16 protein-coding genes and 1 pseudogene are annotated in these 17,836 nt (G+C 73.3%); all 17 read left to right on the top strand.

What is annotated here, in order from left to right; all coding sequences use genetic code 11:
* The first annotated feature begins 124 nt into the window (after nt 1-124).
* Nucleotides 125-1,036, top strand: a complete 912-nt coding sequence (locus KV557_RS44585; RefSeq protein ID WP_218204685.1) for a helix-turn-helix transcriptional regulator — start codon at nt 125-127, stop codon at nt 1,034-1,036.
* A gap of 276 nt (nt 1,037-1,312) precedes the next feature.
* On the top strand, nt 1,313-1,507 hold the full coding sequence (locus KV557_RS29995; RefSeq protein ID WP_218204684.1) for a hypothetical protein: 195 nt from the start codon (nt 1,313-1,315) through the stop codon (nt 1,505-1,507).
* 53 nt (nt 1,508-1,560) lie between these two features.
* Nucleotides 1,561-2,895: a nucleotide sugar dehydrogenase gene (locus KV557_RS29990; protein WP_218204683.1), complete on the top strand. Its 1,335-nt coding sequence runs from the start codon at nt 1,561-1,563 to the stop codon at nt 2,893-2,895.
* A 32-nt stretch (nt 2,896-2,927) separates the two neighbouring features.
* Entirely contained in the window at nt 2,928-6,056 is a 3,129-nt protein-coding gene (locus tag KV557_RS29985) for an amino acid adenylation domain-containing protein (protein WP_218204682.1), read from the top strand.
* A complete protein-coding gene (locus KV557_RS29980) occupies nt 6,053-6,859 on the top strand; it encodes a polysaccharide deacetylase family protein (RefSeq protein ID WP_218204681.1) in 807 nt (268 codons plus the stop codon). The genes KV557_RS29985 and KV557_RS29980 overlap by 4 nt, the downstream gene beginning before the upstream one ends.
* Nucleotides 6,856-8,157, top strand: coding sequence for an MFS transporter (locus KV557_RS29975; RefSeq protein WP_218204680.1), 1,302 nt, complete (start codon nt 6,856-6,858; stop codon nt 8,155-8,157). The genes KV557_RS29980 and KV557_RS29975 overlap by 4 nt, the downstream gene beginning before the upstream one ends.
* 28 nt (nt 8,158-8,185) lie before the next feature.
* Nucleotides 8,186-9,478 (top strand): ATP-grasp domain-containing protein, encoded by a 1,293-nt coding sequence (locus KV557_RS29970; protein ID WP_218204679.1) that lies wholly within the window; start codon nt 8,186-8,188, stop codon nt 9,476-9,478.
* 89 nt (nt 9,479-9,567) lie between these two features.
* Nucleotides 9,568-9,963, top strand: a complete 396-nt coding sequence (locus KV557_RS29965) for a glyoxalase (RefSeq protein WP_218204678.1) — start codon at nt 9,568-9,570, stop codon at nt 9,961-9,963.
* A gap of 35 nt (nt 9,964-9,998) precedes the next feature.
* Entirely contained in the window at nt 9,999-11,561 is a 1,563-nt protein-coding gene (locus tag KV557_RS29960; RefSeq protein WP_218204677.1) for an Ldh family oxidoreductase, read from the top strand.
* Nucleotides 11,558-12,493, top strand: coding sequence for a Gfo/Idh/MocA family protein (locus tag KV557_RS29955; RefSeq protein ID WP_218204676.1), 936 nt, complete (start codon nt 11,558-11,560; stop codon nt 12,491-12,493). The genes KV557_RS29960 and KV557_RS29955 overlap by 4 nt, the downstream gene beginning before the upstream one ends.
* On the top strand, nt 12,490-13,236 hold the full coding sequence (locus KV557_RS29950) for a hypothetical protein (RefSeq protein WP_218204675.1): 747 nt from the start codon (nt 12,490-12,492) through the stop codon (nt 13,234-13,236). Before KV557_RS29955 ends, KV557_RS29950 begins: the two co-directional genes overlap by 4 nt.
* The gene (locus tag KV557_RS29945) at nt 13,233-14,099 is read left to right on the top strand and encodes a sugar phosphate isomerase/epimerase family protein (protein ID WP_218204674.1); all 867 of its coding nucleotides are present in this window, start codon (nt 13,233-13,235) and stop codon (nt 14,097-14,099) included. The genes KV557_RS29950 and KV557_RS29945 overlap by 4 nt, the downstream gene beginning before the upstream one ends.
* On the top strand, nt 14,096-14,908 hold the full coding sequence (locus tag KV557_RS29940; protein WP_218204673.1) for a sulfotransferase: 813 nt from the start codon (nt 14,096-14,098) through the stop codon (nt 14,906-14,908). Before KV557_RS29945 ends, KV557_RS29940 begins: the two co-directional genes overlap by 4 nt.
* An 11-nt stretch (nt 14,909-14,919) precedes the next feature.
* On the top strand, nt 14,920-16,197 hold the full coding sequence (locus KV557_RS29935; RefSeq protein WP_218204672.1) for an ATP-grasp domain-containing protein: 1,278 nt from the start codon (nt 14,920-14,922) through the stop codon (nt 16,195-16,197).
* 43 nt (nt 16,198-16,240) lie between these two features.
* Nucleotides 16,241-17,059 (top strand): glycosyltransferase family 2 protein, encoded by an 819-nt coding sequence (locus tag KV557_RS29930; RefSeq protein ID WP_218204671.1) that lies wholly within the window; start codon nt 16,241-16,243, stop codon nt 17,057-17,059.
* Between the two features lie 39 nt (nt 17,060-17,098).
* Complete coding sequence (gene cysC / locus KV557_RS29925; protein ID WP_374106692.1) at nt 17,099-17,647, top strand: adenylyl-sulfate kinase; 549 nt, start codon at nt 17,099-17,101, stop codon at nt 17,645-17,647.
* A pseudogene (locus tag KV557_RS29920) lies at nt 17,644-17,836 on the top strand (sulfate adenylyltransferase subunit CysD); the annotation flags it as partial. The gene cysC and the pseudogene KV557_RS29920, both read left to right, overlap by 4 nt.

Genomic DNA, 17,836 nt, shown 5'->3' with positions numbered 1-17,836 from the left:
GCGGGCTGCGGCCGGGGTGAACGGAACGGGGGGACACCTGATGCGTGGAAATGAGGACGCAAGACAGACGGACCGGAAGGTCTACGGACTGATCTACCGAAATCCCGGGTGGTCGCTGGAGGAGGTGGCGGCGGAAGCCGGGTGCTCGCTCGCGGAGGCGGAGCACGCGTGCGAGCGGCTGAACTCCACCGGGCTGCTGGCGCCGTCACCCGGCGCGCCGTGCGGGTTCGTCACCGTGGACCCGGAGGCGGCGCTGACCCGGCTCTTCTCGGCGGAGGAGCGGCTGGTGACCGCTCACCTCCAGCATGTCGCCAGGATCCGTACGGCCATCTCGTCGCTGGTGCACGGTTTCCCCGATCTGCGGGACGAGCGCCGCGAGGCCGTGGAGGTCGAAACGCTGGAGACGCCGGCTCTGGTGAACGCCTTTCTGGACGACGCCGGGAGCATGGTGCGGACGCGGCTGCGTGCTATGCACCCCGGTGGGCCGCCGCCCGAGGAGCTCATCGACGACATGCTGCTCCGGGACAAGGAGATGGAGGGCCGGGGTATCGCGGTGGACGGGCTGTATCAGCGCCGCACCGCGGCGATCCCGTACATGGCGGCCTATCTGGTGGACGCGGCCCGTCCGGGGAAGGAGGTCCGCGTCGCCGAGTACCTGCCGTTGCGCATGATCCTCTTCGACGACGAGCTCGCCGTGCTTCCCATCAACCCGGAGGACAGCAGCCAGGGTGCGTTCGCCATCCACGGGAAGGAGCTGGTCGCGTCGTTGCACGCGCTGTACGACTACTGCTGGCACAACGCCACGCCGGTGCAGCAGGCACCGGAGCAGCAGGCGGTCGCACTCGGGCTGGACAGCCAGGAGCTGGTGGTGGTCAAGCTCCTCGCCGATGGGGTCAAGGACGAGGCGATAGCGCGCCAGCTCGGCATTTCTCCGCGCACCTTCAGCAGAATCGTTTCCGGGCTGCTGGAAAGGCTCGGCGTGAAGACGCGGTTCCAGGCCGCCATGCGGATTGCGGAGCTGGGGCTGCTGGGCTGACGGACGGCGGCAGACGGAGGCGGGCCACTCGGGTGGCCCGCCTCTTTCGCGTCCCGGTCGGGCGGTTTGTCCTGATTTGCCCCCCTTGCCGTCTCGAATGGTGAGACGAACGCGGCGCGTGGCAAAGCTCGGTCATGACGGATTGCTGCCGTCCGGATTCGTTGATCCGTGCGGACGTGTCGAACAGGATTGGTGGTGCGAGCTCGGACGGGGCCGGCGGACAGAGCCGGATCCGACTCGCTCTCGAATTCCTGACACACCATCCGGGGGATACCCATGTCTGCTCGTGCCCGTCTGTGTTCTGCCGCCGTCTTCGTCCTCGCCCTGGCCGGCGTGAGCGTGGCCTCCTCCGTGGCCTCCGCCGAGCACGGTGCCGACCGGACAATCGCGGCTCAGAGCGCCCCGGCCCCGGCCGCTGCGGCGCAGACCGGCAACGCGGTCGTCCAGCCCAACGAGAACGGCTGGTGGTAGAGCGCGCAGTCGTCGTCCCCCGCGCACATCCGACCGTTCTTGAGGAGCTAGAGATGGATCTGATCGCCAGCGTGCCACCGGTCTCCGCGGCTTCGGCGGCGCCCGGATACGGACCGACCGCGGTGCTGGACCGCGCCCGCACCACCGAGGTCGCCGTCGTCGGCATCGGGTACGCGGGGCTGCCGCTGGCCGTCGCGGCCGCGGAGGCCGGGCACCGGACCCGGGGACTGGACCTCAACGAGTTCCTGGTGGCCCAGGTCAACATCGGCAGCCCGCCGGTGGACACCGTGACCGAGGCGCAACTCGCCGCCGTTTCCGGCCTGCTGGACGCGACGACCGACCCGGCGTTCCTGCGCGACTGCTCGGTGATCGCCGTGTGCGTGCCCACGCCGGTGGACGCCCACGGGGTGCCCGACCTGGGGCCGCTGCTTTCCGCGACCCGTACGGTCCGGGACCACCTCAGGCCGGACCAGCTGGTGATCATCGAATCGACCACCTATCCCGGCACCACCGACGGGGTGATCCGCGAGACCCTGGAGGAGTCCGGGCTCGTGGCGGGCGAGGACTTCTACCTGGCCTTCTCTCCGGAGCGGGTCGATCCCGGCAACCAGCGCTTCGGCTTCCACAACACCCCCAAGGTCGTCGGGGGGCTCACGGCCGAGTGTCGCGCGCGGGCCGCCGGCTTCTACCGCAAGCTCACCGAGCAGGTCCACGTCACCCGCTCCACCCGCGAGGCCGAGGCCGCGAAGATCCTGGAGAACACCTACCGCCAGGTGAACCTCGCCCTGGTCAACGAGTTCGCGCAGATCTGCCACCGGCTCGGCGTCGACGTGTGGGACACCATCGACGCGGCGGCCACCAAGCCCTTCGGGTTCACCCCGTTCCGCCCGGGCGTCGGTGTCGGCGGCCACTGCATCCCGGTCGACCCGCTCTACCTCGTGCACCGCGCCGCGCAGGAGGGGCTGCCCTTCCGGATGGCCGAGCAGGCCCAGCGCATCAACGACTCGATGCCGGTCTGGGTCGCCGCACGCGTCAGGGACCTGCTGGCGCGGCACGGGATCGCCATCCGAGGCGCACGGGTGCTGCTGCTCGGAGTCACCTACAAGCCGGACGTCGCCGACGTCCGCCACTCGCCCGCCGAGTCGCTGGCCGCGGAACTGCTCGGCGCCGGAGTGGACGTCGTCTTCCACGACCCGTACGTGGACGCCTTCTCGGCGCGGGGCCGCGAGCTGCGCCCCAGCCGGGACCTGCCGGCCGACGTGGCGACCGCCGACCTCACCGTCGTGGTGCAGCGCCACCGGGCGTACCAGGACGAACTGCTCGCCGGGGCCCGGCTGCTGCTCGACCCCAGCGGACCCGCCGCGACCGCCGGGACCTCCCGCCCATGACCGCTCACCGACTTGCCGACAGGCCAACGACCATGGACACCACCACCACGGCCACCACGGCCACCACGGCCACGACCACCGGCGTACCGGGGCTGATCCGGGCCCGCGTCCTCGCCGAGCCGACGGCGACCGCACTGCGGACCGCCCACGGCACCGTCAGTTACGGCGAACTGTGGCAGCGGGCGGAACGGACCGCCGACACCCTGCGCGCGCACGGCGTGCGCCCGGGGGACATCGTCACCGTGCGGCTGCCGTCCGGCCCCGAGGCGATCACCGCCATGCTCGGGGTCTGGCTGGCCGGCGCCGCGTTCCTGCCGGTCGACATCGCCACTCCGGAGGAGCGCCGGGCCCATCTGCTCCGGCACTCCCGGGCGGTCGCGCTCATCGACAGCGCAGGCGTCAGCGACCTGCGCGGGGCTGCGGACGGCGTGGAACCGTGGTCGCTCTCATCGGGCGACCCCGCCTACGTCATCTACACCTCCGGGTCGACCGGCACCCCCAAGGGCGTCCTGGTCGGGCACGCGGCACTCGCCGGCCATGTCGACGCCGTCATCGGCCTGTTCGGGCTGACCGGGGCCGACACCGTCCTGCAGTTCGCGAGCATCGGATTCGACGTCGCCCAGGAGGAGATCTGGCCTACCCTGGCGGCCGGCGGCACACTCGCCTTCCACGGCGGAGGAGTCCCCGACGCCGAGGGGCTCTCGGATACCGTCCGCGAGCTCGGTGTGACGATCCTCCAACTCCCGACGGCCTACTGGCGGATGCTGTGCGCCGAACTGGACGGCGCGGACCGGCCCTCCTTCGGCCGGGTGCGGACGACCGTCATCGGCGGCGAGAACGCGACCGCCGCCGACGCCCGGGCCCACCACCGCACGCCGCTCGGCCACACCACGCTGGTGAACGGCTACGGCCCGACGGAGACGGTGGTCACCGCGACCGCGCTGGTGATCCCGCCGCACGGGGCGGTCCCCGCCACCGGAGGCCTGCCGATCGGCGGCCCGGTCGGCGCCCGCCGCCTCCACGTCCTCGACGACCACGGGCGGCCCGCCGCGTCCGGCGAACCCGGCGAACTGTGGATCGGCGGCCCCCTGCTGGCCGCCGGCTACCTCCACGACCCGCGGCGCACCGAGGAGCGCTTCCGCCCCGACCCCTTCGACGGCGGCCGGAACGCCCGGATGTACCGCACCGGCGACCTCGTGCTGCGGCACCCGGACGGGAACCTGGAGTTCCTCGGCCGCGTCGACAACCAGGTCAAGATCCGCGGCCACCGCGTCGAACTGGACGAGGTGGACCGGCACCTGCTCGACGTGCCGGGCGTGACCTCGGCCGTCGCCTTCACCCTGGACGACGGGACCGGCGGGCAGCTGCTGGCCGCCGCGGTGACGCTCGCCGCCGACGGCCCCGGCCCGGAGGCCGTCCGGGAGCGGATGCGTGAGCGGGTGCCCGGCTACCTGGTGCCGGGCCGGATCGCCGTTCTCGACCGGCTGCCGCTGACCACCTCGGGAAAGATCGACCGCCGCGCGTCGGCGTCGGCCGCCGCGGCGCTGCTCGCGACCACAGCGCCCGCAGTGGACCCGGCGGAGACGGCCGCGCCCGCTCTCCCGCCGCTCGACGAGACCGTCCAGCTCCTGCGAGGACTCCTGCAGGCCCCCTGGCTGGGGCCCGACGACGACTTCCTCGCCCACGGCGGCGACTCGCTGATGGCGATGCGCGTGTGCTCGCGAATGCGCTCCCGTGGACTGCCGATGCGGCCCGCGGACCTGCTCGCCGGACGCACCGCCCGGTCCGCCGTCACCCGCGCGCAGGAGCGGACGGCACCGACCGCGCCGGTCGAGGCCGAGCCGGCCGGCTCGCTGAGCCTGCTGCCCGCGCAGCAACGCTGGCTGTACGACGGCGAGTTGGCCGGGCCCGACCACTTCTGCCTGAACGCCCTGTTCACGGTCGATCCGGGCCTGGGCGCCGAGCGCCTCACCGCCGTCGCCGGCGAACTACTGCGCCGCCACCCCGCCCTGCGCACCGCACTGGACACCGACGGCACCGCCCGGTTGCTGGAGCCGGACACCGCGGGCGTCGTCGAGTGCGCCGACCTTCGCGCCGTCCCCGCTCCCGAGCGCGGCGCGCAGCTGGAGGCGGTGCTGGCGTCGGCGCAGACGTCGATGTCGCTGGCCGCCGGCCGGGTGTTTCGGCTGCTGTCCGTCGAACTCGGCGACGGCACCGCCCGGTTGCTGATGACCGTGCACCACTTCGTGCTGGACGGCGTCTCCATGGGGCTGCTGGTGGACGATCTGGAAGCGCTGCTCGCCGGCGGCACGCCGGAGGCCGCGACAGCCGGCCCCCGGGCGATCGGGACGGCGCTGCGCTCCTGGCTGGACAGCCCGGAGGCCCGGCAGGACGCCGCGTCCTGGGCCGCCCGCACCGGCGAGTTCGCCACGCTGAAGCCGGCGTTGGACGGACCCGATCGGCTGCCGAGCCTGCGCGTCCACCGGTTCAGGCTCGACCCGCAGGCCACCCGGCTGGTCACCCACGCGCTGCCCGCCGACGGCATCGCCCCGCACGACTTCACGCTCGGCTGCCTGGTGGGCGGACTCGCCCGCTGGACCGGTGAGCCGGTGCACGGCGTGGACGTGTACGCGCACAGCCGGGACACCTCGGTGGGGGAGCTCGACCTGTCCCGCACGGTCGGCTACGTGCAGAGCACCTTCCCGGCGGTGCTGGGCTGGTCCGGCGGCGGCCTGCCCGCGCTGCGCGCCGCCCTCGCCCCGCTGGGCGAACTGCCCGAGCGGCGGTACGGCTTCGACGCGCTGCGCTTCGGCTCGCCCGAACCGGCGGAGCGGACGGCGCTGGACGCCTGCCAACGGCCGTCCGTCCGCCTGAACTTCCGCGGCCACCTGCTGCGCCTGGAGCAGCGCGCGCCCGGCGCCGCACTGCGGCCGGCGGATGAGGGCTTCGGCGCCCAGCGCTCCCCGCTGCAGCGAGAACGCTACCTGCTGATGGCCGAGGGCGACATCGTCGCCGGCGAACTGGAGCTGAGCCTGAAGTACTCGACCGGGCACTGGAGTTCGGAGCAGATCGAGGCCCTGGCCGACGAGATCGGGCGTGTCATGACCGAGGCCCTCGCCGAGGTCGGCGCCCAGTCGGTGACGACCGGAGGTGTCCGGTGAGCGCGACCACAGCACCGCACGTTCCCGGTGTCCCCGCCGAGCACCAGCCGGCGACGGGCAGCGCCCCGGGTTGGCCCCTGGTGCTGTACTTCCACCACGTCCACCCGGACGTCCGGCACTACACCGCCCTGACGCCAAGGGAGTTCGCCCTCGGCATGGAGCGGGTGCTGGAGGAGTTCGACCCGTACCGGCCCGCCGACCTCCTCGCTCCGGACGGCCCCGGCCGACCCGAGCGGCCGACGGTGCTGGTGACCTTCGACGACGGGTACCGGGACAACCTCGTCCACGCCCGGCCGATCCTCCGCGAACTCGGCCTGCACGCGGTCTTCTTCGTCTGCACCGGCCTCCTGGGGCAGCGCAGCGAACAGCCGCGCGAGGACTACCTGACCCGGGACGAGTGCGACCGGCTGGCCGGCGACGGCCACCTGATCGCGGCGCACACCCGCACCCACCCGCACCTCGACCGGCTGCCGCCGGACCAGGCGCAGAACGAGGTGAGCGCGTCCCTGGCGGACATCGCCGCCTGGTACGGACCGGGGCCCGCACGGCTCTTCGCCTACCCGTACGGCGGCATCCCCGCCGAACCCGGCCTGCCCGACGACGCGCTGGCCTTCGGAACCGTGCGCTCGCCCGCCGATCCGTGGGACTCGGCCCCCCGGACCATCCGGCGCACCTACCTGCCGTCCGGAGCCACCGCGAGCTGGGACGGGCTGGTGCGCCACTGGCGCGCCCAGTGGGCGCCCGCCGAGCCGCGGCCCCGCTCCGACGACCGTCCCGACCGCCTCCGAGGAGAACGACCTTGACCGAGTCGACCGAACACATCACCTGGCGGACCCGGGTGACCAGCGCCATGCCGGCCACCCGGGAGTCCCGGATCATCGCGGTGAACGCGCTGGTCGGGTCGGTCGGCACCGGCATGTTCCTGGCGGGCTCCGCGCTCTACTTCACCAGGTACGCCGGACTGTCCGACACCCAGCTCGGAGTCGGCCTGGCCCTGGCGGGCGTGGTCGGCCTCCTCACCGCCGTCCCCATGGGCCGGCTCGCCGACCGCTTCGGCCCGCGCACCATGCTGATGATCGTCTGCCTCTGGCGGTCCGTCGGCTATCTGGCGTACCTGAACGTCCACGGCTTCGGCCAGTTCGTCGTGACGGCCTGCCTGCTGTTCGTCATGGACCGGGCCGGCCAGCCGCTCAACCAGGCGCTCGTCGGGCAGCTGATCACCGGCTCCGAGCGGAACCGCACCATGGCGTTCATCCGCGCGCTGCGCAACCTCGGCTTCACGGTCGGCTTCTCGATCGCCGGAGTCGCGCTGACCACGGACTCCGCGACGCTGTTCCGCTGGCTGTTCATCGGCAACTCGATCAGCTTCCTCTTCGTGTTCGCCCTCATCGGCATGCTCCCCAAGGTCAGGCCGGTCGCCGCCAGGGGCGGGTCGGCCGAGCGGACCTCGGCCGCGGTGATCCCGCCGATCCGCGACTGGCGGTTCGTGGCCGCGACGGCGTCGAACGGGGTGCTGTTCCTGCACGACGCGATCCTCATCACCGTGCTGCCGCTCTGGGTCGCCGAGCACACCCGGTCCCCGATCTGGATGATCACGGTGCTGGTCACCACCAACACGGTCATCACCGTGATCTGCCAGGTCCGGGTGACCAAGCACATCGACAGCATGGCCACCGCCCGACGCGCCACCAACCGGTCCGCGCTGCTGCTGACCGCGGCCTGTCTCGCCTTCGCCCTCAGCGGTGTCGTCGGCGCTCCGACGTGGGCCGCCGTGGCCCTGGTCGCCGCACTGCTGCTGCTGACCGTCGCCGAACTGCTGCACTCGGCCTCGTCCTGGGAGATCTCCTTCGCACTCTCCCCCGAGGCTGCCCAGGGCCGCTACCTCGCCTTCTTCAACGTCGGCTTCTCGGTCGCGGAGATCGCCGGTCCGGCCGTGGTGCTGTGGCTGCTCTCCCGGACCGGCCCGGCCGGCTGGCTGGTCCTGGCCGTGTGCTTCCCGCTCGCCGCCGCGCTGAGCTGGGCGGGCACCCGCCCGCGGCCGGACGAGCAGGCGGACGGCGCCGGCGACACCGCCCCCGTGCCCGCCGCAGCGGGCTCCTGACCCCATCCCGTACCGACGGAGGAAATCCATGTCCGACACCCCGACCCCCATGCACCTGCTGATCATCAGCGGCGGCCGCGACCTGCCCGACCGGGCCCGCGATGCCTGGCCCGGGCTGCGCACCACGGTGATCTGCCGGCCGGAGGTCGTGCCCCGGCTGCGCAGCCGGGAGAAGATCGAGCGGCTGATCGTGCTGCGGGAGGACGCGCCCGTGGCGGAATGGGTGGCCGCCGCACGCTTCGTGCACGCGGCGGACCCGGTCGACCGGCTCACCAACTTCACCGAGAAGGACACCGAGAAGACCGCCGCGATCGGCGTGGCGCTCGGTCTGGCCTGGCACAGCCCCGAGACGGTCCAGGCCGTCGCGGACAAGCACGCCATGCGGCGGGTGCTCGCCGAGGCGGGCGTCAGCGACGTCCTCGCCGAGACCGTGCACGACGCGGAGGGCATCCTCAAGGTCGTCGAGAAGGTCGGCTACCCGCTGATCTGCAAGCCCGTCCGCGGAGTCGCGAGCAAGGGCGTGACCAGGATCGACGGCCCGGGCGACATCGAGCGGGCCCTCGCCTGGGGCGCCTCCGGGGCGACCGACCTCGACTCGGCCGACCTGCTGGTGGAGCCGTTCCTCAGCGGTGACGAGTACAGCGTGGAGTGCGTCAGCGAGGACGGCGAGCACCTGGTCGTCGGCATCACCCGCAAGATCTCCGAGCACGACCACTTCGTGGAGGTGGGGCACGTCGTCCCGGCTCCGCTGCCGTCCTCCGACGAGGAGCGGATCGCCGGCGCCGTCCAGGACATGCTCCGGGCGCTGGACATCCGCCGCGGTGTCACTCACACCGAGGTGATCGTGGCCGCCGACGCGGTGCACATCGTGGAGACCCACCTGCGCCCGGCCGGGGACGAGATCCCGGAGCTGTGGGCGAGGGTCTCCGGTGTCGACCTGATCGACGTGGTCGCCCGCCAGGCCGTCGGGCTCTCGGTCCTCGACGAAGTGCGGGCCGCGCTCCAGGCCGGCCGGCAGGGTCCGCGCGCCGCGGCGATCTGGTACGCGTGCCCGGACGCCGTCGGCGAGATCGTCGCGGTCGCCGGCGAGGACGACGCCCGGGCCGTGGAGGGCGTCGTCGACGTCGAACTGCTGCGTGAGCCGGGCAAGCGGCTCAAGGGCGTGACCGGCTCCTTCGCCCGCGCCGCACACGTCTGCGCGGTGGGGGAGAACCAGGACGAGGCACTGCGGCGGGCCCAGGAAGGCGTGCGAAAGCTCTCCTTCACGGTACGCAGCGAGGGTATGGCCGCCCGGCACGAGGCCCTGGCCGTCAACGACTGACGATCACCGGCTGACCGGCCGTCAACTACCGCCGCCAGCTACTGCCGTCAACTACTGCTACAGCTACGAGAGACAGACAAGGAAACACCATGCGCAGCGAGAACATCCCCGACTACGCCTTCGGCGGCCTGCACCACGTCCAGCTCGCCATCCCGCCCGGCTCCGAGGACCTGTGCCGCCAGTTCTGGGGCGACGTGCTGGACATGACCGAGCTGGAGAAGCCCCCGGTGCTGGCCGCCCGCGGCGGGTGCTGGTTCCGCGGCGGCGACCTGGAGGTCCACCTCGGCGTGGAGGAGGACTTCAGCCCCGCGCGCAAGGCGCACCCGGGCATCCTCGTCCGCGACCTCCAGGCGCTCGCCAAGCGCCTGGAGGCCTGCGGCCACGAGGTGACCTGGGACGACAACTTCCCCGGCCACGACCGCTGCTACGCCTTCGACAAGCTCGGCAACCGGCTGGAGTTCCTGGAGCCGAAGCGCGCGTCCTGACCCCGCATCATCCACGGCTATTCGAGGAGTCGGCAATGACCGAAGCAGCGGGCAGGCAGCCCGCACTCCGCGTGGCGGACCTGATCGTGGCCGAAGGGCCCGAAGGCGCCGAGCGCATCCTGATCCCGGGGCTCACCGCCACCGTGGCCGCCGGTGAGATCGTCGCGGCCCTGGCGGACGACCCGGCGTCGGCGGCGGCCCTGGTGGAGGTTCTCGCCGGAGAGCGCCGCGCCCAGTACGGCGAGATCGTGGTGGGCGGCGGCGGCCGGCCGCGGCGGGTCGCCCCGGCCCGTCCCTCGGGCGTGGCCGTCGTACGGCCCGGGCAGCACGGGCCGGCCGCCGGCCGCACCCCGGTGGTCGCGGTCGTGGACGCGACCGGCACCCGGCCCGGCGCGGCGGACGGCGCGGCCGCCGAGGCGCGGACGGCGGCCGGGCAGGGCAGCGCGGTGCTGCTGGTGGCCGTCGACGCCGAGGTCGCCGGCGTGGCCGACCGGGTGGTGTACCTGAACCGTCCGCCGCGGCCGGTGACCGCCTGCGAGCCGGCGGAGCAGGAGATCCGGTTCACCCCGGAGGCGCTGACCGAGGCGGCGATCGGCTCCCTCGCCGCCGCCGGAGTCGACGCCGGCCGCGCGGCGCTGGTGGCGCGGATCCTGGTCGACGCGGACGTGCGGGGCCACTTCTCGCACGGGGTCGGGCTGCTCCCGATGTACCTGGACCGGCTGGAGCGGGGCGGTATCGACCCGGTCGCCGAGCCCGGGTGGATCTCCGAGGACGGCCCCGTCACCGTGCTCGACGCCCGTGGCGGCTTCGGCCAGGTCGCCGCCGAGCTCGCGGCCGACACCTGCTCCCGCCGGGCGGCCGAGACCGGGCTCGCCGCGGTGGCGGTCCGTGGCAACAACCACATCGGCATGCTGGCCGCCTACCGCGAGCACTTCGTGCGGCATGGTGTGGTCGGTCTGGTCCTGAACATCTCGGGCCCCAGCGTGGCGGCCCCCGGCGCCGGACGTCCCACGCTCGGAAACGACGCCGTGTGCATGGTCGTCCCCCGTGCCGAACAGCGGCCGCTGGTGGTCGACTTCGCCACCGGAACCGTCGCCAGCGGCAAGATCCGGCACGCCGCGCACCGCGGAGAGCCGGTGCCGGCGACCTGGCTGGTGGACCGTCAGGGACGGCCCACCACCGACCCGGAGGAGCTGGACCGGGGCGGTGCCGTCCCGGTGTTCGGCGGTCACAAGGGGCTCGGGGTGGCGGTGATCACCGAGGTGCTGGCCGGCATCCTGGCCGGCGGTACGGTCAGCCCGCTGGTGCACAAGCAGCGCGGTGAGCCGGAGCGCTCGATGGACTGCTCGCAGCTGTTCCTGGCGCTGTCCCCGGCGGCCTTCGGCAACCCGCCGGTGGACGAACTGCTCGGCGTGCTGTCGGGGGCGATCGCCTCCGGCTATCCGCAGGGTGCGCCCGCAGTCCACCTGCCCGAGCAGCAGGAGGAGTTGGCCGAGTCGGCGGCCCGCGAGCACGGCGTGCCGGTGCCCGCGTCGGTCGTCGAGCGGCTCGGCTGGGCCGCGGACCGCCCCCTCGCGACGGCGGGAGGCGCGCGATGAGCCTCGGTGTGGGGATCGTCGGCTTCGGCGTCGCCGGCCGTCAGCACGCGGCGGCCCTGGACGGGCTGGCCGAGGCCAGGGTCGTGTCCGTGCTCGACCAGGACCCGGCGGCGGATACCGGTGCGCTGCGGCGGGCCGCCTCCTGGCAGGAACTGCTGGCCGACCCGGAGATCGGTCTGGTGGCGCTGTGCGTGCCGCCCGGCGGCCGGGCGCAGCTCGCGGTGCAGGCGTTGGAGGCCGGCAAGGCGGTGCTGCTGGAGAAACCGCCGGCGGTGTCGGGCGCGGAGATCGACCTGCTGACGCGGACGGCGGCACGGGTCGGGAAGCCGGTCGGCGTGATGCTTCAGCACCGGATGCGGCTGCCGGACGCCGCGCTCGCCGCGAGCTGGGCGGATCCGGCGGTCACGGCGGTCCTGGAGGTGTCGCGGTTCCGGCCGCCGGTCCACTACCGGCGCGTCGGCTGGCGCAGCGACCCTGCTTCGGCGTTCGGCGGCATCGCCGCGCACCTGGGCGTGCACTACCTGGACCTGGCCTGCCAGCTGCTGGGCCGTCCGGAGAACGTGCGGATGGCTCCGGCCAGGGAGCTGGCCCCGGGCATCGACACCCGGGTCACCGGCCTGGTCGAGTTCGAAACCGGTGCCACGCTCGCCTTCACCGTGACCGCCGAGTCGGCCATCCGGGCCGAGCGCCTGCAGGTGCTGGGTCCCGACCGGGGGCTGTGCATCGTCGACGGCACGGTCAGCACCCAGCTCGGCGAGACCGAACAGACCTGGCCGATGGCGTCCACCCCGGAGCTGCGGTGCGCGGTCTACCAGGAGATGGCCGAGGCCGTGGCGACCGGCCGGCAGCCCCGTCGCTGCCACCTGGAGGGGGCCCGTGGCGTGACCGAGATCCTCGCGGCGGTCGCCCGGCAGCAGGTGGTGACCGCATGACGACCCTCCTGGGACTCTCCTCGGGCTCGGCGCCCGGGCTGGGCGCCTCGGAGCTGGCCCGGCTCGTGCTCTCGCTGGGCGGCTCCGCGGTGGACGTTCGCGCGGGCAAGGGCCACGCCTGGCAGCGGGAGGGCCTGGCCGGCCTGCGGACGGCCGGGGCGAGGGTGTGCTTCGTGGGCGTCGGGACCGTCCTTGGGCGGGCCGACGGCCCGCTCCTGGCCGCCGACGAGCCGGCACACCTGGAACCTGGCCTGCCCGTGAAGGTGTTCGCGGCGGCGGGCTGTACGGAACCCGGCCGCTTCGAGGCGACGCTCGCTCAGGTGACCGAACTCGCCGAGCTGGTGGGCGGCGTGGACCGGGTCCTGGTGGAGACCCATCACGGATACGCGGCGGTCCCCGAGCTCGCCGAGTTGTGCGAGCGGGCCGGCACCGGCGTTCTCCTCGACACGATGGGCCTGGCCCGGATCCACCCCGACCCCGCGGCCGCGGCCGCCCGGCTGGCCCCGTGGACGTCGTACGCCCAGGTGAAGGGCTTCGACTGGAGCGCCCCCGAGACCTCGCGGCACCAGCCGCTCGCCACCTCGTGCGCCGCCGAGACCCGCGAGGTGCTCGCGGCGGCCGGGGCGCTGCGCGCGGTCACCGTCGAGTCCAAGGCGCCGTCCCTTGCGGAGGATCTCGCACTGCTCCGGAGCTGGTACCCGACCGATACGTCCCTCCTCGTGGAGGCGGAGGCTCTCTCATGAAACTCGCCATCATCAACGACGAGCTGTCCCAGGACATCCACGCGGCCGCCGCCGAGGCGTCCCGGCTCGGCTTCGGCGGCCTGGAGATCAGGTCCGCCGGCGAAGTGCCGCCGCACCTGATGGACGACGCGCAGCTGACCGCCGTGCGCGACGCCGTGACCGGCCACGGACTGGAGATCGCCGGATTCGACCCGCCCGCGCTGAAGTGTGCGCTGCCGCGCACCGAAGCGGAGATCGCCGAGGTGCGGGACCTGGTCGTGGACTCCGTCCGCCGGGCCGAGCTGCTGGGCGCGCCGTTCGTCCGGATCTTCACCTTCTACCGCGAAGGGGACCCGGACCCGCGCGGCGCGGCGAAGGCGGCGCGCGAGGTGCTGGACAGCGTGCCGTTCGACCGGGTGCCGCTGGTCGTGGAGACGGGCCAGCGGACCAACAGCCCCACCATGCGCCACACCCTGGAGTTCCTGGACGAGCTCGGCGACGACCGCCTCGGGATCCTGTGGGACCCGGGCAACAGCGTCTTCAGCGGCTGGGACCCGGTCCCGTTCCCGCACGACTACGCGGCCGGCCGGGACCGGATCCGGCACGTCCACGTGAAGGACCCGGACGGGCAGAACAGCTACGTCCGCCTCGGCGACGGCGACCTGCCGTGGCCCGCGATCCTCGCCACGCTGGCCGAGGACGGATACCAGGGCTGGCTCTCCCTGGAGACGCACTGGCGGATCGGCCGCGTGCTGACCGCAGAGCAGCGCGACGAGCCCTGGGGCGAGGAGTTCACGGCCGGCGGGTTCGAGGCCAGTTCCCAGTGCATGCGGCTGCTGTGGGAGATGGCGGAGGCGGTTACCACGAAGGGGGTTCGGAAATGAGTACATCACCAGTGATCCTGCTGGGCGCCCAGCGCTGCGGGACGACAGCCCTGGCCTACGCCATGAACCTGGCGTTCCACGACGCCGGAGGCCACTTCACGGTCAACGGCAAGCTGCCCTATCTGCTCCACCGCTGGCTGAGCGAAGATGATCTGACGGAACGTCATCTCCGTGCCGACGAGATCCTGCACGCCCTCGACCGCCGCCCGCCGGACGGCGCCGGGGTGAACGCCTGGCGCGCCCGGGTCGAGCAGAGCCTGCGGACGGCGGCCCGCGACGTCGCCGAGGGCGAGGCGGGGAGCGACCACCTCGCGCTGGCCCGGCGCATCCTCGTCGAGAGCAACGAAGGCCAGCCGTTCTGGGGCGACAAGTACAACGAGTACCTGCTCCAGCTGCCCTGGCTCGACGCGGTGCTCCCCGACGCGCGGTACGTGATGCTGGTCCGCCATCCCGAGGAGGCCGCCCGCTCCATGCTGCGGTGGACCGGCGACCGGCCGTGGAAGCCGGTGACGCACGCGGCGGCCGTGGCCAAGTGGACGGCATGGAACGCCCGTTGGCTCGACTTCATGCCGCAGGTGCCGGCCGGGCGACGCCTGGTGATCGAGTACCAGGCCCTGTGCCGGGGCGAGGAGGGCGACCGGCTGGCCGAGTTCACCGGGCTCGACCTGCGCCGGTACCTGGCGGGCCTCAACCCGCGGACCCCGGCCGCGGCCGACGCCGCACCGCTGCCGGACGAGACCGCCGCCGTGTGGCAGGCGCTGCGGGAGTCCGCCGTGGCCCCCGCCCCTGTTCCCGCAACAACCGTGTAGAGGTGACACCCGTGTCCGCAACCCGCATTCTCGTCCTCGGTGGCAAGGCCGGCATCGTCCGCAAGGCCGCCGCCCTCGGCTTCGAGGTGGTGCACGTCCAGAAGCCGTCCGCGTTCGACCCGGAGGTCGTTCCGCACTGCTCGCAGCTGCTGCTCGTGGACTACCAGGACGTGCCGACCGTCACCGCTCTCGTCCGCGCGCTGCACGAACGGCAGCCCGTCGCCCGGGTGTTCACCCAGGCCGAAGCGGCCCAGGCGGTGGCCGGCCACCTCGCCGACGCCCTGGGGCTGCCCGGCAACGGCGCCCGGACGACCCGGCTGCTCCACGACAAACCCGCCCTGCGGGCGCTCCTCAACGCGGAGGGCATCGGTCCCGTCCCGACCTTGACCAACCCGGGCCGCGAGGAACTGCGCGACTTCGTCAAGACCCATGGGGCGGCCGTGCTCAAGCCGACCATGGGTTCGGGCAGCCTGGGCGTCCGCAAGATCGGCTCGGTCGACGAGGTCGATCCGGCCTGGGCCTGGCGCGAGGAGTTCGGCCTCGACGAGTTCATGGCCGAACAGCTGCTCGTCGGCGAGGAGTTGAGCGTGGAGACGTTCTCCGTGGGCGGCCGCCACCGGGTCGTCGCGGTCACCGGCAAGGACACCGGCGGTGGCGTGGTGGAACTCGGCCACGTCGTGCCCGCGCAGATCAACGCCGAAGAGCTGGACGCCGTACGGGAATTGGTGACCGCCGTGCTCGACGCGGCCGGCCTGGTGGACGGTCCCGCACACACCGAGATGATCCTCACCGCCGACGGCCCCCGGGTCGTGGAGGCGCACAGCCGCCGCGGCGGAGACCGCATCAACGACCTCGTCCGTCTCGTCCACGGCGTCGACCTGGAGGAGGCCACCTACCGCCTCGCCGCCGAGGCCGACCCGCTGCCCGGGACCTGCCCGGCCGAGGGCGCGGCGGCCGTCCGCTTCCTGGTCGCCGAGCCCGGTCTGGTCACATCGGTGACCGGGGTCGAGGACGCCGAATCCGCCGAGGGCGTGGTCCAGGTGGACGTCCAGGTGGCGGTCGGCGACACCGTGCACGAGCTGCGTTGGTCGGAGGACCGCTGCGGCTTCGTGATGGTGCGCGCGGCCGACGCCGTGACCGCCGACCGGCTGGCCCGGGAGGCCGTCGCACGCATCCGGATCACCACCGAACCGCTCGCCGGAACCGCAGGAGGCCGGGCCACCCTGGGCGACCTCCTCGGCGAGGTCGACGAGGTGCTGGACCCGTTCGCAGCCACTTGCACGCCCTGAACCGCACGCCGTGAATCACGAAGAACACAGGGGGAGTTCGGATATGAGTACCAACGCACAGCCGCGCAAGCGGGTCTCGGTCGTCGTCGCCACGCGCAACCGGCCGTCCGACATCCGGCAGTTGCTCACCGCCGTCGCCGGCTGCGACACGGGGATCGTCCACGAGGTGCTCCTCGTCGACGACGCGTCCGACCGGCCGCTGCGCGTGGAGAGCGAGGAGCAGGCGTTCGATGTGCGGCTGATCCGCAACCCGCGCCAGATCGGCGCCGCCGCCAGCCGCAACCTGGCGGCCGAGGAGGCGACCGGTGACGTCCTGGCCTTCCTGGACGACGACGCCCGTCCGCTGCCGGACTGGTTCCAGGTCCTCGACACCGCGCTGACCGAGGACCGGGCGGCGATCACCGGCCGGGTCCTGCCGTTCGACAGCGGGGTGGTGGCGCGCGCCCGGCAGTACCGCTACGAGGTGCGCTACGCGCAGCACGCCGCGGACAGCGCGGTGACCTTCTTCGCCGGTGGCAACTCCGCCGTGTGGACGGACCTGTTCCGGGCCGCCGAGGGCTTCCCCGACGTCGTCACGGCCAGCGACAACGGGCTCGTCGAACGACTGGGCGAGGCGGGCGGCCGGGTGCACTTCGTGCCTGCCCTGCGGGTGGCGCACCGCAACAGCAAGGGCGCCGCCATCGCCTTCCGCGAGGCGTGGCGGGCGGGCCGGCTGGCACCGCGCAGCACGCCCGTCGCGGCGCTGAACCGGTTCACCGCGAGCGCCAGGATCCAGCCCTGGTCGGACGACCCCGCGGCGGCCGGCCTCAACCTGGGCCTCCAGGCGGCGAACTCGCTGGCCGCCGCGCTTCCGGTGGGCTGAGCCATGACGACGAGCATACGAAGGCCGGAGAGCGGGAGCGTGGACGACGGGACCCGCGAGGGAGCCACCGTGTGGCTGACCGGTCTGCCGAGCGCCGGCAAGACCACCATCGCGCACGAGCTGGCGAGGCGCCTGCGAACGGACAGCCACCGGGTCGAGGTGCTCGACGGCGACGAGATCCGTGGGTTCCTCTCGGCGGGCCTCGGCTTCAGCCGCGAGGACCGGCACACCAACGTCCAGCGGATCGGTTTCGTTGCCGAACTACTGGCTTCTCATGGGGTGTTGGTGCTCGTCCCGGTGATCGCACCCTATGCCGAGAGCCGTGCGGCGGTGCGCGCACGCCACCGGTCCAAGGACACCGCCTACCTGGAGGTGCACGTTGCGACCCCGGTGGAGGTCTGCGCCGAGCGCGACGTGAAGGGCCTGTACGCCCGACAGGCGGCGGGCGAGCTCAGCGGCCTGACCGGGGTCGACGACCCGTACGAGGCGCCCGAGGCGCCGGACCTGCGGGTCGAGTCCCACGACCGGACAGTGCGGGAGTCCGCGGCCGAGGTGTACGCGCTGCTCGCCGAGAGGAGGCTGGTGTGACGACGGCGACCGATACGCTGCGACCCGCACCGCGGGTCGGCGGCCCTTACGAGATCAGCCACCTGGAGGCGCTGGAGGCCGAGTCGGTGCACATCTTCCGCGAGGTCGCGGGGGAGTTCGAGCGCCCGGTGATCCTGTTCTCCGGCGGCAAGGACTCCATCGTCATGCTGCACCTGGCGCTCAAGGCCT

The organism is Kitasatospora aureofaciens, from assembly GCF_019192735.1.
In the GTDB taxonomy this organism is placed as follows: Bacteria; Actinomycetota; Actinomycetes; order Streptomycetales; family Streptomycetaceae; genus Kitasatospora; species Kitasatospora aureofaciens_A.
The sequence above is the reverse complement of the archived record's forward strand: the minus strand, read 5'-3'. Positions and strand labels throughout refer to the sequence as shown.